Source organism: Chryseobacterium sp. T16E-39 (assembly GCF_002216065.1).
In the GTDB taxonomy this organism is placed as follows: Bacteria; Bacteroidota; Bacteroidia; order Flavobacteriales; family Weeksellaceae; genus Chryseobacterium.
On sequence record NZ_CP022282.1, the window covers coordinates 2,674,195 to 2,688,821 of the forward strand.

At 34.4% G+C, this 14,627-nt stretch carries 14 protein-coding genes; 7 read left to right on the forward strand and 7 right to left on the reverse strand.

The window, feature by feature from the left end:
* Positions 1-160: 160 nt before the first annotated feature.
* On the reverse strand, positions 161-2,974 hold the full coding sequence (gene leuS, locus CEY12_RS12095; RefSeq protein ID WP_089027938.1) for a leucine--tRNA ligase: 2,814 nt from the start codon (positions 2,972-2,974) through the stop codon (positions 161-163).
* A 170-nt stretch (positions 2,975-3,144) separates the two neighbouring features.
* Positions 3,145-3,612, reverse strand: coding sequence for a lipocalin family protein (locus tag CEY12_RS12100; RefSeq protein ID WP_089027939.1), 468 nt, complete (start codon positions 3,610-3,612; stop codon positions 3,145-3,147).
* A gap of 146 nt (positions 3,613-3,758) precedes the next feature.
* Between CEY12_RS12100 and CEY12_RS12105 the strand changes: the two genes are divergently transcribed.
* The gene (locus CEY12_RS12105; RefSeq protein WP_089027940.1) at positions 3,759-4,511 is read left to right on the forward strand and encodes a glycosyltransferase family 2 protein; all 753 of its coding nucleotides are present in this window, start codon (positions 3,759-3,761) and stop codon (positions 4,509-4,511) included.
* On the forward strand, positions 4,511-5,137 hold the full coding sequence (locus CEY12_RS12110) for a deoxyuridine 5'-triphosphate nucleotidohydrolase (protein ID WP_089027941.1): 627 nt from the start codon (positions 4,511-4,513) through the stop codon (positions 5,135-5,137). The genes CEY12_RS12105 and CEY12_RS12110 overlap by 1 nt, the downstream gene beginning before the upstream one ends.
* On the opposite strand, the gene CEY12_RS12115 is transcribed toward CEY12_RS12110, so the two are convergent.
* The 4 genes from CEY12_RS12115 to CEY12_RS12130 all read right to left on the reverse strand — a co-directional run bounded on the left by CEY12_RS12115 (position 5,129) and on the right by CEY12_RS12130 (position 8,207).
* Positions 5,129-6,364 carry a 3-deoxy-D-manno-octulosonic acid transferase gene (locus tag CEY12_RS12115; protein ID WP_089027942.1) on the reverse strand — a complete coding sequence of 412 codons (1,236 nt, stop codon included), beginning with the start codon at positions 6,362-6,364 and terminating at the stop codon, positions 5,129-5,131. The two genes, CEY12_RS12110 and CEY12_RS12115, sit on opposite strands and share 9 nt — an antisense overlap.
* Positions 6,364-6,711, reverse strand: coding sequence for a cupin domain-containing protein (locus CEY12_RS12120; RefSeq protein WP_089027943.1), 348 nt, complete (start codon positions 6,709-6,711; stop codon positions 6,364-6,366). The genes CEY12_RS12115 and CEY12_RS12120 overlap by 1 nt, the downstream gene beginning before the upstream one ends.
* Positions 6,712-6,779: 68 nt before the next feature.
* A complete protein-coding gene (locus tag CEY12_RS12125; RefSeq protein WP_089027944.1) occupies positions 6,780-7,496 on the reverse strand; it encodes a C40 family peptidase in 717 nt (238 codons plus the stop codon).
* 63 nt (positions 7,497-7,559) lie between these two features.
* Positions 7,560-8,207, reverse strand: coding sequence for an O-methyltransferase (locus tag CEY12_RS12130; RefSeq protein WP_089027945.1), 648 nt, complete (start codon positions 8,205-8,207; stop codon positions 7,560-7,562).
* Between the two features lie 178 nt (positions 8,208-8,385).
* Here CEY12_RS12130 and CEY12_RS22275 point away from each other — a divergent pair, with 178 nt between their 5' ends.
* Positions 8,386-8,535, forward strand: a complete 150-nt coding sequence (locus tag CEY12_RS22275) for a hypothetical protein (RefSeq protein WP_157676814.1) — start codon at positions 8,386-8,388, stop codon at positions 8,533-8,535.
* Positions 8,536-8,595: 60 nt separating this feature from the next.
* Here the strand turns inward: CEY12_RS22275 and CEY12_RS12135 are convergent, their stop codons facing one another.
* Positions 8,596-9,429 (reverse strand): OmpA family protein, encoded by an 834-nt coding sequence (locus CEY12_RS12135; protein WP_089027946.1) that lies wholly within the window; start codon positions 9,427-9,429, stop codon positions 8,596-8,598.
* A gap of 86 nt (positions 9,430-9,515) precedes the next feature.
* On the opposite strand from CEY12_RS12135, the gene tilS reads away from it, so the two are divergent.
* From tilS to CEY12_RS12150, 4 genes are all read left to right on the forward strand, one after another.
* On the forward strand, positions 9,516-10,217 hold the full coding sequence (gene tilS / locus CEY12_RS22625; RefSeq protein ID WP_228409686.1) for a tRNA lysidine(34) synthetase TilS: 702 nt from the start codon (positions 9,516-9,518) through the stop codon (positions 10,215-10,217).
* Complete coding sequence (locus tag CEY12_RS22630; protein ID WP_228409687.1) at positions 10,142-10,723, forward strand: tRNA lysidine(34) synthetase TilS C-terminal domain-containing protein; 582 nt, start codon at positions 10,142-10,144, stop codon at positions 10,721-10,723. The genes tilS and CEY12_RS22630 overlap by 76 nt, the downstream gene beginning before the upstream one ends.
* A gap of 109 nt (positions 10,724-10,832) precedes the next feature.
* Complete coding sequence (locus tag CEY12_RS12145; protein WP_089027947.1) at positions 10,833-12,908, forward strand: protein-disulfide reductase DsbD family protein; 2,076 nt, start codon at positions 10,833-10,835, stop codon at positions 12,906-12,908.
* A gap of 136 nt (positions 12,909-13,044) precedes the next feature.
* Positions 13,045-14,595, forward strand: a complete 1,551-nt coding sequence (locus CEY12_RS12150) for a T9SS type A sorting domain-containing protein (protein ID WP_089027948.1) — start codon at positions 13,045-13,047, stop codon at positions 14,593-14,595.
* Positions 14,596-14,627 lie beyond the last annotated feature (32 nt).

Sequence of the window (14,627 nt, forward strand, 5' to 3'; positions counted from 1 at the left end):
TAAACATTTTGCATTTTTTTGATAACGAAATATTATTACGATTTCGATATTTCAATTTTTCTCTTTTTTTTTAATGATATTTCTCAGTATTTAAAAATACATTAAAAATTTCAAAAAATTAAGCCCTCATTTTTTTTAATTTGCCAATGTTAATTTTTTTTTAAATTACAATATTCACAATTCTGTGAGGGACAACAATGATTTTTTTCGGGGTTTTTCCCTCTAAAATTTGCTGCATTTTTGAGTCATTAATCACCAAATCTTCTACCTCCTTAGCTGATAATTGAGCAGATAGGGATAATTTGAACCTCATTTTACCATTTACACTCACCGGATATTCAATTTCATCCTCCACCAGGTAAGATTCAATCAATTCAGGAAACTCCTGAAATTCAATAGACTCAACATGTCCCAGTCTATTCCAGAGCTCCTCACAGATATGAGGCGCATAAGGAGAAATGATAACGGCTAATGGTTCAAGAATATTGCGTTTGTTGCATTTTATTTTTTGCAACTCATTAACAGCGATCATAAACGAAGATACAGAGGTGTTGAATGAAAAGTTTTCAATATCAAAAACAACCTTCTTTATTAAGGTATGTAAAACTTTGTATTCTTCTTTTGTAGGTTCTTCATCAGAAACTTCAAATACATCACCATTAAAATACAGGTTCCAGAATTTTTTAAGGAATCCATACACTCCACTTAGCCCTTGGGTATTCCACGGCTTTGATTGTTCCAATGGACCTAAGAACATTTCATATAATCTTAAACCGTCTGCTCCATATTCATCACAGATATCATCAGGGTTGACTACATTATATTTAGACTTGGACATTTTTTCCACTTCACGGTCTGTGATGTATTTTCCATCTTCTAAAATAAATTCTGCATTTGCATATTCAGGTCTCCATTGTTTGAATGCCTCAGTATTTAATTCATCGGATGTTCCTTTTAATAAAGATATATCAACATGGATTTTCTGAGTCTTATATTCATGAGCCAAAGCTTTAGAAACATATTGATTCGTCCCTTCCACTCTATATATATATGCACTCATTCCTAAAATCATCCCTTGGTTGATCAATTTCTGGAAAGGCTCATCATGATTGATGTATCCTCTGTCTTTTAAGAACATATTCCAGAAACGTGAATACAGTAAGTGACCGGTTGCATGTTCGCTTCCTCCTATATATAGGTCTACCTGTCCCCAATAATCAGTTAATTCTTTTTTAGCAAACCCCTCTTCGTTATGAGGATCCATATATCTTAAGAAATACCATGAGCTTCCAGCCCACCCTGGCATTGTAGATAATTCCAGAGGAAATACAGTAACTTCATCAATCAGATCAGTCGCAACTACTTTCTGAGAGGCTTCATCCCATGCAAAGAATTTAGCATTCCCTAAAGGAGGATCTCCATCTTCGGTCGGCAAATATTTTTCAACTTCAGGAAGTTCCAAAGGCAATGAAGAAGCAGGTAATGTATATGGCATTCCATCCTTATAATATATAGGAACCGGCTCCCCCCAATAACGCTGTCTTGAAAATATAGCATCACGCTGTCTGTAATTTGTGGTTCCATGCCCAATATTACGACTCTCTATCTCAGCAATCATTTTCGTTTTCGCTTCATCATAAGATAATCCATTCAGAAAATCCGAGTTGACACACGTACTTGTTTTAGAGTCAAAAGATTTTTCCTGAACGTCTTCGTCTGTTTCAACAACTTTTTTAATTTCTAAATTAAATTTCTTAGCAAATCTGTGATCACGTTCATCATGTGCCGGCACTGCCATAACTGCTCCGGTACCATAGCCCATCAATACATAATCTGAAATGTATATTGGCATTTTTTCATTACTGAACGGATTGACCGCATAACTTCCCGTAAAAGCACCACTCACATTTTTCACGTCAGACATCCTGTCTCTCTCGGTCTTTTTAGAAGTTTCTTCAATATAGGTATCTACCTCCGCTTTTTGAGCAGCTGTAGTAATAGTATCTACTAAAGGATTCTCCGGAGCCAACACCATAAATGTTGCTCCAAAAATAGTATCAGGTCTTGTTGTGAAGACCTCAATAATTTCGTCATGATTCTCGACACTGAATTTAACCTGTGCTCCCTGAGATTTCCCGATCCAGTATTCCTGAGAATCTTTCAGCGGCTGAGGCCAGTCTAAGGTGTTCAAACCTTGAAGTAATCTTTCTGAGTATGCGGAGATCCTCATACTCCACTGCATCATTTTTTTCTGAAATACAGGAAAGCCTCCCCTTTCAGATTTCCCGTCTTTTACTTCGTCGTTAGCAAGTACAGTTCCCAGAGCCGGACACCAGTTCACAGTCGTTTCTGCTCTGTAAGCCAAACGGTAATTTAATAAAATATCTTCCTTATCTATATCAGAAGCATTTTTCCACTCCTCTGCAGTGAAATCCAATTCTTCATTCTGATTGGCATTTAACCCATGAGTTCCTTTTTCTTCAAAATGCTTAATTAAAGTTTCAATAGACTCAGCTTTATCTGTATCCTTATTATACCATGAATGAAACAATTGAATAAAGATCCATTGTGTCCATTTATAATAAGAAGCATCTGAAGTTCTGACTTCCCGGCTCCAATCAAATGAAAAGCCAATTTTTCTTAATTGCTCTTCATATCTCGTAATATTTTCCTCCGTAGTGATTGCCGGATGTTGTCCTGTTTGAATAGCATATTGTTCAGCAGGAAGTCCAAAACTATCATAACCTACCGGGTGAAGAACATTAAACCCCTGATGTCTTTTATATCTTGCATAGATATCAGATGCGATATATCCCAGTGGGTGCCCAACATGAAGCCCTGCACCTGATGGATAAGGAAACATATCGAGTACATAAAATTTGGGTTTATCTGTTGCATTGGAAGTTTTGTACGTCTGTTTTTCTTCCCAATATTTCTGCCACTTTTTTTCTATCTGCTGATGATCGTAAAACACTATATGTATATATTTTATTTAAATTATACTTCAAAAAATTTGAAGAGGTACAAAAATAAAAATTTTAAAAGAAATAGAACTTTAAATTTTAATTAATTAGCAAACCAGGGGTCAACAAAAAGATCTCATCCGAAGATGAGATCTTTTATTCTTTTCTAAACTCTTATATATTATTGAGGGATTCTCTTTAATGTATAAGTTTTAGACTTATATAAATTAGGATCTGTAGTGTCTTCGATGGTAAGATTCAGGGTAGTTTCATTGAGTGTAGTTACTTTTCCTTTATCCGGAACTACGGTACCCTGATATTTAATTTCTATTCTGTTATCGCTTGTGCTATAAGTATATGTGAAATTTCTATCTGAAACTGTACTACAAATTGCAGGGGTCCCGATTTCATCTTTATCGGTTCTTTTCCCGGTGCTTCCTTCATTAAACAGCCATCTTGAATCTTTCTGGCAAGTCGTGTAGGTAATTTCGTCCGACACTCCAGCCCCGTTCACAGGAATAGTTGTGATCACTTCCTTTACAGGTTGCCAAAGTCCATTAATTGGAAATAACCTTTGAGGATCGTCATCCTTACACCCCGTAGCTGCTAATAATGATAAACCTGCAAATAGTAATGCTAATTTCTTCATATATCAAATTTTTCAAGGCCTAAAATTATGATTTTTTTTAAATACTCTGTCATTTTTTTTAGGTTTTGCAATTATAATTTTCATTTTCTTAAAATTCCTTCAAGAAAACAGAGATTTTAAAACCTTATATTTGCAGAAAAACACGTATGCCCCAAGTTTCCATAATCACTCCATGTTATAATTCATCCAGATTTTTGGAAGAAACAATCAGATCCGTAATGAGCCAGACTTTTACAGATTGGGAGTGGTTGATCACGGATGACAAATCTACCGACAACTCCGTGGAAATTATTAAAAGAATCAATGACCCAAGAATAAAGTTATCCGTAGCAGAAAAAAATGGAGGAGCAGGGCATGCAAGAAATCTATCTTTAGAAAAGGCTACCGGAAGGTTTATTACTTTTTTAGATGCTGATGATTTTTGGGAGCCTGATTTTTTAGAAGAAATGATCAATTTCATGAAAGACAATAACGCCGAAATTGCTTATTCAAATTACGCCAGGTGCAATGAGCAATTAGTTCCGCAAATTGATGATTTCAAAGCAGATAAGGAAGTCACTTTTGGAAATCTTTTAAAAACCTGCCGCCTGTCATTATTGTCTTCAATGTATGATTCCCGGAGAGTAGGCATAGAGTACTTCCCAGAAGGCAGCAAACGTGAAGACCATGTGATGTGGCTCAACCTGTTAAAGAAAATTCCTGTAGGCAAACCTCTTCCTAAAACAATGGCTAAGTACAGAATGCACTCCACAAGCGTTTCAAGAAAAAAACAACATATTATAAAAGACCAATATCTTGTATACAAAGACTTTATGAAGTTTTCTACTATAAAATCATTATACTATACTGCTAATTGGGCTCTGAACGGATTTATGAAATATTCTAAAATTTTTAATTAATGGAATATTCAAAAGAATTCAAAGCTGCCCTGAGTAATTTTTCTTCAATAGAAAAAGACCGTTTGATCTTCAGACTCCTTAAAAAGGACAAACTCCTTTCTAAAAAACTTTATTTTGAACTTATTGATACTGAAACAACAGATCAGAAGAGAGCTCAGATGGAAGAAATCATTAAAGAGAAGGTTCTTTTTGCTTCTAAATATTTAAGCAATCCAAAATATTTCCTTGTACTTATTCGAAAAATAAGTGCTGAAATCACAGAGCATATAAAAGTAACGACAGATAAGTTTGGCGAGGTGTCACTTCATTTATTTCTAATTAATAAAATTCTGGATCACAACAGCCAACTGAGCCATCAAAGATTCGACAATGTTTATAAGCTCTATCTTTATTTAATTAATAAGCTTATAAAAGCTTTACTTACCATAAAAAAACTGGACGAAGATTACTGGATGGAGTTTGATGAACCGTTAGAAGAATTAGAAAATAAAATAAAGATTAACCATTACCTTCAAAAGCTTTGTATCAACAACAGCTTTGATTTTAACTGGATGAAATCCGACCAAATTCCTGAAAACCTTGATTTAATGATAAAAGAAATAAAGAGCCAGGGATTTTTAAAGTGATGTAATCTTTTCTATAATGAGTGTTGATGAGTTGGGTTTACCATCAACAAATTGTCTGGCATTTTTAGACATCTCAGCAAGCACCTCATCATTATTAATAAGGAAAAGAATAAAATCTGCAGCTAAATATTCATTTTCAAAAGACTTTCCACCCTCTGAAGAAATCAATTCATCTGCTTCCGGATTTTTTCTGTACTGATTCCCAAAAATAACCGGCACACCAAAAGTTGCTGCTTCAAGAATATTATGCAGTCCCGCATCATGGAATCCTCCTCCTACTACAGCTATATCAGCATAAGAATACAATTTAGATAGTAATCCGATACTATCAATAATTAAGAACTGATACTCCGTAATTGGTAGTTCACTGGATTCTATTTCACTATATAATAATGCGTAAGGGAATATTTGTTTTAAGTGCTGGACTCTTTTTAAGTCGTGGGGAGCTATAATAAATTTGAGAAATGGATTCTTTCTAAAAGTAATCGATGCAATTTCCTCTTCTGCTTTCCAAGAACTTCCCAAAACAATGGTTTTCTTACCATCGATAAATTTTTCAATAAATTGAACATGATTGTCTCTGGCTCTCAATTGCTTTACCCTATCAAACCTTGTATCTCCTGTTATAGAGGATTGGGTCAACCCTACACTTTTAGCCAGTGCATATGAGAATTCAGTCTGATGAAAAAACCAATCTACATTATGCTGCAATTGTTTAACGAACCATTTACCATACGATGTAAAAAAAGACTGTCGTTCATAGAACAGCGCTGAAATTACATAAATCCGGACGTTTCTCTTTTTAAGCTCCGCAAAAAGATTATACCAATAATCATATTTAACCGTGAAAAAAATTTCAGTCGTAAATTGTACTGCAAAATTTCTTACTGTTTCTTTTTTGTCAAAAGGAAGGTAGCAGATAACATTTGCAATATGCTTCTTTTTAATAACATTTTCATAACCTGAAGGTGAAAAAAAAGTAATCAGAATCTTATGTTGCGGAAATATATCTTTCAATTTCTCTAAAACAGGAAGTCCCTGTTCATATTCTCCCAGGCTTGCAGCATGCATCCAAATAACCTTATCATCCTTTGAAAAAATTGATTTAACAAGAGGTAAGGATTGTTTTCTGCCTTCAACTCCTTTTTTCGTTTTCTCATCAAATAACGAAAAAACCTTCATTCCGAAAATGAGAAGATTAACAAATATGTTATAAATAAAAGACATCACTTATTTTCAATTTCAATTCTATCATTATGGGTTGAAGGATTGGAGATCACCAAAAACTCAAGATCCTCTTCAGAACTATTAGAAATACAATGTTGGTCTTTGGGCAAAATAGAAATACCCTCACCTGCGTTTACGGAAACCTTTTCATGATTAACCTCAAATAAAGCCTGTCCCTTTAATATATAGAAGAATTGACTGGCTATATTATGGAAATGCAATTTTTCAGAAGTTCCCGGAGGCATTATCTCCTGCTTGATCGAAAGTTCCGGAGTATCTTTCAGTATCCAGCTATCACACTGATCTCCCCAGATATAATGTTCTGAATTATCTTTCTTTTTAATCATTTCCTTCCATTTTTAAGATAGGATTAATATGTTGGTCCCATAACTACAAAAATAGAATGAAGCCATCACTACATCACATTTTTTATCACCCTTAATTTATGAGTATGGCTATTTAATTCTTTATTAAAAATACCTGTAGAATCCAGAGTATCGATTCTCACTTTACCGGAAGCATGAATAATTTTTTGGTTCTCCAACATTATTCCAACGTGAATAATTTTTCCTTCAGCATTTTCAAAGAATGCCAAATCTCCCGGCTGACTTTCCTCAACAAAAGTTAAAGGTTCTCCAACTTCTGCCTGCTGATAAGTATCTCTGGGTAATTTTATATTATGGACCTTATACACCAATTGTGTAAAACCTGAACAGTCCACAGCAAAAAAACTTTTGCCTCCCCACAGATAAGGAACGTTAAGAAATTCTTTTGCTGTTAAAGCAATACTTTCCCGAATATCATGACTTCTTCGTGATGCCACTGTCTGAAATTCAACCTCTGAGCCCATGGAAAGTAATGTTTTACCATCGTTCATCAATACCGAAGAAAAGTCTTCTGTAATTACAGTTACCTTTCTCCTCTCAAGCTCTTCGTCTGGAACCAGTTTTATTTGCTTAGTATCCATCCACCCCTCATATCCATCATAATGCATTTTTATTTTGGTCCAGTTTTTATTCACTTCCAAAATATCTGCACTTTCACCAAACAATATTTCTGTTACAATTTCAGCCTTGTCCGAGTTTTCTGCGCGGACAGGGGCTACAGTAACAATACAAATTCCTTTATTCATCAATTTTTATATTAAATGATTAAAAAATTCAAAGATTAAAAATTAAACTTCAAAATATTCTAATTACTTCCTGCGGAGGAAATTTACTCCATCCCGCAAAGGTAAAATAAGATTTTCAAAATCTTCATCTTTTGTAATCAAATCATTGAGTTCCTTAATCACCTGCGTGGATTTTTGCTTTGGATTTTCTTCTAAAACTTTCCCATACCAAAGTACATTATCAAACAAAACCACAGATCCAGATCGTGTATGTGGCTTTATCAATCTAAAGTATTCAGCATAATTATCTTTATCCGCATCAATAAATACCAGATCAAAAAATTCATCTGTTTCCTTCAGAAATTCCTTAGCATCCTGAAGCTTAAAATGAATCTGATCAGCATATTCACTTTCCGAAAAATATTTTTGAGGAAGATAAGCCAGGTCTTCATTTACGTCCAATGTTGTCACTTTCCCATCCTTAGAGAGACCGGTAGCCAGGCATAATGTTGCATATCCTGTAAAAGTTCCAATTTCAAGAACATTTCTAGGCTGTAGCATTTGAGAAATGATCGTTAAAAGTCTTCCCTGCTGATATCCCGAAATCATATGGGGCTGCGTCGTTTTCTGGAAAGTCTCCCTTCTTAATTTTTTTAGAATTTCAGGTTCAGAAGAAGCATGGGTTTCCAAATACCTATCCATCTCGGGATTCTTTTCTTCAAAAAAACTCATGTTACCAATTTTTGTTATTCAAATTTAACTAAATAAAAGAAAAGACAAATAATTTATCTACAAAAGATACAATTAAAATAGGGAAACCACCATACAAAATACCGTAAAAACCCGGGTGCATTTTACAAGCAAGACATGGTATCTTTGGTAGGCGTTAAACACACTAATATTATATATCATGGAAACAGAAGAAAACCAAACCAAGCCAAAAAGAAAAGCTATAAGAACTGTAGAAAACGTATCTTCTTCTGAAAGAACTAAACGCAAATTATCCGATCTATTTTTTAAACGAATTATTTCATTATTGAAAAGAGAAGAACTAGTTTGATTAAAAAAAATAAATCCCGAAGAAATTCGGGATTTATTTTTTATGATAGGATTTGAATTCTTATTTCTTTGGATTGATATCCATCAACTTCATGAATTCATCTAATTTAGGCATAATGATAATTTCAGTTCTTCTGTTTTCCGCTCTTCCTGAAACACTCATATTTGTTGCCTTAGGATTGTATTCTGAACGTCCACCCGCAGTAATTCTTGAAGGATCTACTCCGAACTGAGTTTGTAATATTTTTGCAACAGCTGTTCCTCTCAATGCTGAAAGATCCCAGTTATCTCTTGGTAAATTAGCTGAACTTAATGCCGCATTATCCGTATTACCTTCGATCAATACAGAATATTTGTCATAATCGTTGATTACCTTCGCCACTTTCCCAAGTACTTCCTGAGCAGCTGGCAAGACATTATAATCACCTGTTTTATATAACATTTTATCAGATAGTGAAATCATTACAACACCCTTCAACACTTTTACCTGAACATCATCATCCGTTACATTATCCAAAGATCTTTTCAGTTTATTAGATAATGCTAAATTTAAACTGTCATTTTTAGCATTATTTGAAATCAATTGCTTGATATAAGAGTTTGAAGCGTTAATCTCTCCTACTAATTTATCAATATTTGCAGAGCTCTTCCCTGTATTAGATAAACAAGCATCTAAAGATGACTTCAAAGCATCATGTTGGCTTTTTAGTAAACTATTTTCACCAGATAATGCAGAATTTTGAGATTTCAGATCCTGAATTTCTCTTTGTCTTTCGCCAATATTTTCAATACATTGTTTGTAGTTAGAACTCAATGCATCGTACTGTTTTTTGCTGACACAAGATGTCATTCCCAACGCCATTGCAGAAACTGCTAAAATTTTTAATATCTTCATAAATAATCTTTTTTAGACGGATCAAAGTTAGAAAATTCAATTGAATTATATGAATTATCTTTGCACAAAAGAAATTCTCAACATCTATGTTGAAAAAATTAAGCATTAAAGAACATCTGGAAAATCTGGTCAACTCCCCTGAAAAACACACTTATCTTTTAGCGGTAAGCGGTGGTGCTGATTCTATGGTTTTAGCGTTTCTATTTCAGAATTTAGGTCTCAATTTTCAGATTGCACACATCAATTATAAGCTCCGGGGAAAGGATTCTGACTCTGATCAAAAAGTGGTAGAGGATTTTTGCAAAAAAAACTTTATTACATTTCATTTATATGAAGTATCAGAAGAAGGCCAAAAGCCAGAAAACTCCATTCAGCTTTGGGCCAGAGAGCTTCGTTATCGTTTTTTCAAAAAGATACAGGAAAGAGAAAACCTGGAATTTCTGGTTACCGCCCATCATCTGAACGACCAATTGGAAACTTTCATTATTAATCTTTCGAAAGCTTCAGGAATTAAAGGGCTTAGTGGCATTCCCGCAAACGAAAATAAAATTCTACGTCCCCTTTTGCAATATACAAAAGAAGACATCTATAGCTTCGCTGAAGAAAACAATATTGCATACAGGGAAGACCGATCGAATAAAAAAGCGATTACTTACGAAATAAGATCAGAAATGAGATCGTCCCAAAACTTTTGGAAACCAATGACCATTTTTTGGAAAATTTCAGAAAGTCATCTTCCTATCTTAATCAAACTAAAGATTTTGTTCAGAAACAAATCCAGGAAATAGAAAACAGTATTTCAACGTTTAACCTGGGAAAGATAATTTTATCAAAAGAAAAGCTAAGCAAAGAAAGTGATTTTGTAAAATTTGAAATTCTAAAAAAATACGGCTTTAATAAAGAGGATGAAATTAAAAAAATCTTTACAGCAGAAACGGGAAGCTCTTTTTTTTCTAATGATTTCCAGCTGCTCATCAACAGAGGGCAATTAATTATGATCGATCTCAATGATGAAAAAACAGATGAAGAAGAGATTATTTTAATTGAAAATTTTAATTTCGATCAACTCTCTATTGACATAAATCTCAACAATTTTATTAGTAAAAACAATGAAGTTGATAAGACTATTCAATGGTCATTTGACGCAGAAATGATTCAATTCCCATTGGTTTTAAGAAAAAAAATAGAGGGCGATTTATTTTATCCATTATACTTTTCGGGAAAAAAGAAAGTTTCTAAGTTTTTTAAGGATGAAAAATTATCTATTTTAGCGAAGCAAAAATTTGGGTATTAGCAGACGGCAATAAAAATGTATTAGGCGTTATTCCATACAGACAAGACAGAAGATTTATATGTATAGAAAAGACAAAATATACCCTGAACCTTTTTAACTAAATGTAAAAATGAAAAGTAAATTTAAAGCATGGCTGTTACTGGCTTTGGTATTCTTATTTACGGGACTTAATGCACAGATTAAAAATCCTGTAAAATTTAAATTCACAGTTAATGACCTGGGAAACAATCAATACGAAGCAGTTCTTAATGCAACGATGGAAAGTGGGTGGCATATTTACTCGAGAGACATTCCTGAAGATACCGGAATTCCTACAGAATATAAAGTCTCCGGAAAAAACATTGAATTAATTGGAAAATTCCAGGAGGTTGGAAAAAAACATGAGGAATTTTCAGAAGCTTTCGGGGGAACCATTGTTTTTTATTCGAATTCTGCGGGTTTTAAACAAAAATTTAAACTTAAAGATCCTACAAAACCAGCTGATGTAACTTCTGAAATTACTTACCAAACCTGTGATGACCGGGTTTGTCTGGCTCCAAATACTCTGGAGTTCAATCAAAAAGTAACTCCAAAAGGTGCAACAGAAGAGGCTACTCCTGAAACAGCTCCAGAAGTTGCTAAGGATTCTTTAAAAACAGCGGTAACAGCAGTTGAAAATCCTGCAAAAAATGAAGCCGTTGCAACACAAGTATCTCACTTGGATCCTAAACAATTAAAAATAGAGACGATTGATTTCAAAAAACCTTTAACGGATTGTGGCACTAAAACTTCACAAACTGATGAAAATTATTGGACTTATTTATTTTTAGGATTTATCGGAGGGCTTATCGCTTTATTAACTCCATGCGTTTTCCCAATGATTCCTTTAACCGTTTCATTCTTTACAAAAGGAAATAAAAATAAAGCAAAGGGTAAAAGAGATGCCCTTATTTATGGTTTCTTCATTTTATTAATATTTGTTTTATTAAGTGTTCCGTTTCATTTAATTAATGGAATTGCCGGGAATATTTTCAATGAAATATCGACCAGTGTTTGGCTGAATATAGCTTTCTTTATTATATTCATTTTCTTCGCAGGAAGTTTCTTTGGATATTATGATATCACATTACCAAGTTCTATTGCAAACAAATCTTCTAAAGCAGAAGAAGCAGGTGGTATTATCGGTATTTTCTTTATGGCTTTAACCCTTGTAATAGTTTCATTCTCTTGCACAGGACCTATCCTGGGAAGCTTGCTGGGAAGTGCAGTTACGGGTTCCACCAATGTTCCAATGCTATTAACTTTTGCTTTGGCTGGTTTTGGATTAGCATGGGCAATTATTTTTGGATTATTGGCATTGTTTCCACAAGCATTACAAAGTCTTCCAAAATCAGGAGGCTGGATGAATACTGTAAAAGTGGTTTTAGGTTTTGTGGAATTAGCTTTGGCTTTAAAATTCTTGTCAAAAGCAGATCTGGTTTCTAAGACCTTCTTTTTGAAAAGAGAATTATTTATTGTTATCTGGGTTATCATAACTATTGGTCTTGCTTTGTACCTATTTGGAGTTATCAGATTCCCTCATGATGATAAAAAGCCAAAAATATCTATTACAAGAAAAATATTAGGTGTATTAGGTATTGGCTTTGTGATCTACTTAATTCAGGGATTAATTCCATCAGAACGTCCAAAACTTCAATTATTGAGCGGAATATTACCCCCATTGAACGTGAGCTATTTCCATGATGAAAAAGACGGAATTCTGGGGATGCATCCTGAGCATGATTTCTTTAGCGCCGTAGAATTAGCTAAAAAAGAGAATAAACCGATCCTTATTGACTTTACCGGTTATGGTTGTGAAAACTGTAGAAAGATGGAGGAATTCGTTTGGAGTGAACCGGACATCCTGCCTATACTCCAAAATGATGTTGTTCTTGCATCTCTTTATGTAGATGATAAAGAAGAACTTCCTGAAGATCAGAAAACTAAAATTGACCTTGGAGAAGGACAAATTAAAAAAGTAAAAACAATTGGTGACCGATGGAGCTTATTCCAACAGGTGAATTTTAACAATAATTCCCAACCACACTATGTTTTGGTTACTCCAGACGGAAAAGTAATTAATACTCCCGTATCTGGATATATGCCTAAAGAGGATTTTAAGAAATTCCTTGAATGCGGTGTCAATTATTACAAACAAAATAAGTAGTTTTCCTATTTAAAATTATACAGCCCTCTCAATTGAATTGAGAGGGCTTTTTTTACACTTATTAGAAAAATATCTACACTTACTTATTGAGAAGGACATACTTCACACTTTTTTTTTATTTTTAAGAAAATAATATATGAAAAAAACATTATATCTCTTATTTTTTATATTGAACTCGTTTTTTATAGACGCTCAGGCACCAAGCATTGAATGGCAGAAGACTTTAGGAGGAAGTTTGACTGACTGGGGTTACTCCGTCAGGCAAACGGCCGATGGCGGATATATCACAGCGGGGTATACTTCATCTTTTAATGGTGATGTTACGGGAAATCACGGAAATGGTGACTTTTGGATAGTAAAATTAAATATGACTGGAGGTATACAATGGCAGAAATCACTAGGAGGAACAGGCTATGAAATTGCCTATTCTATTAAGCAGACTACTGACGGAGGATATATTGTAGCAGGTATATCTGACTCTAATAATGGTGATGTAACCGGAAATCATGGAAGCCAAGATTATTGGATTGTAAAACTCGATCCTGATGGAAATATACAGTGGCAGAAATCACTGGGAGGTAGTGGTTCTGAAAAAGCTCTTTCCATTCAACAAACAACTGACGGAGGTTATATTGTTGCAGGTTCATCCGGTTCTACAAACGGTGACGTAACAGGAAATCACGGAAACCTTGACTATTGGATAGTAAAATTAAATAATAGCGGGGATATCCAGTGGCAAAAATCACTCGGGGGCACTGGCCTTGAAGATGTAGCAGAGATCCAACAAACCAATGACGGAGGATTTATTGTAATTGGCTCATCTAACAGTTCATCCGACGGGGACGTAACCGGAAATCATGGAAAGTATGACTATTGGACCGTAAAATTAGATATCTTAGGTAATATACAGTGGCAAAAATCATATGGCGGCATCGGCGATGATTTTGCTTACTCTATTCAACAGACTGTGGATGGAGGTTACATTATTGCTGGAACATCTGCAGATTCCGTAACCGGAGATATTCCAACCTATCCGGGAATTCCTGATTATTGGATCATAAAAGTAGACAGCAATGGAAATATGGAATGGAATAAACTGTTAGGAGGAAGTCTTCGTGATACTACACAGGTTATCCGGCAGACTCAGGACGGAGGATACATTGTAGCTGGCTGGACAATCTCTATAGATGGCCAGGTGACCGAAAATCATGGAAATAACGATTTCTGGGTGGCAAAGCTTGATCATGTAGGAAATCTAAAGTGGCAAAAATCTTTGGGAGGATCGAATAGCGAAAACCTACATTCTCTTGAACAAACAGCAGACGGAGGATATATCATTCTGGGAGACACTTCTTCAACAAACGGTGATGTTACAGGAAATCATGGAATAATCGATTGCTGGCTTGTCAAATTATCTTCCAACTTATTAAACACTACAGAAAACCAATCTATAAAAAAACCTGATCTATATCCTAATCCAGCAAAAGATTATGTTTATCTTGATAATCTGCCAAACGGAACCATTGTCAGCATCACAGACATGTCCGGGAGAAAATTATTTACCCAAAAATATACTGATAGAAAAATTTCTATTCATACAATACAATTTATAAATGGAGTATATATGATTCAGGTTGAGCATAAAGGTCAATCGATACTGTCTGAAAAATTAATTATAAATAAATAACAACCAAATACTTAAAAAATCATAAAACCTTA

Coding starts and splice junctions, on each gene's coding strand:
- CEY12_RS12100 (WP_089027939.1), bottom strand. CDS start 3,612: ATGAAGAAATTAGCATTACTATTTGCAGGTTTATCATTATTAGCAGCT.
- CEY12_RS12130 (WP_089027945.1), bottom strand. CDS start 8,207: ATGAGTTTTTTTGAAGAAAAGAATCCCGAGATGGATAGGTATTTGGAA.
- tilS (WP_228409686.1), top strand. CDS start 9,516: ATGTTGAAAAAATTAAGCATTAAAGAACATCTGGAAAATCTGGTCAAC.
- CEY12_RS12110 (WP_089027941.1), top strand. CDS start 4,511: ATGGAATATTCAAAAGAATTCAAAGCTGCCCTGAGTAATTTTTCTTCA.
- CEY12_RS12145 (WP_089027947.1), top strand. CDS start 10,833: ATGAAAAGTAAATTTAAAGCATGGCTGTTACTGGCTTTGGTATTCTTA.
- CEY12_RS12150 (WP_089027948.1), top strand. CDS start 13,045: ATGAAAAAAACATTATATCTCTTATTTTTTATATTGAACTCGTTTTTT.
- CEY12_RS12105 (WP_089027940.1), top strand. CDS start 3,759: ATGCCCCAAGTTTCCATAATCACTCCATGTTATAATTCATCCAGATTT.
- CEY12_RS12120 (WP_089027943.1), bottom strand. CDS start 6,711: ATGATTAAAAAGAAAGATAATTCAGAACATTATATCTGGGGAGATCAG.
- CEY12_RS12115 (WP_089027942.1), bottom strand. CDS start 6,364: ATGTCTTTTATTTATAACATATTTGTTAATCTTCTCATTTTCGGAATG.
- CEY12_RS12135 (WP_089027946.1), bottom strand. CDS start 9,429: ATGAAGATATTAAAAATTTTAGCAGTTTCTGCAATGGCGTTGGGAATG.
- CEY12_RS12125 (WP_089027944.1), bottom strand. CDS start 7,496: ATGAATAAAGGAATTTGTATTGTTACTGTAGCCCCTGTCCGCGCAGAA.
- CEY12_RS22275 (WP_157676814.1), top strand. CDS start 8,386: ATGGAAACAGAAGAAAACCAAACCAAGCCAAAAAGAAAAGCTATAAGA.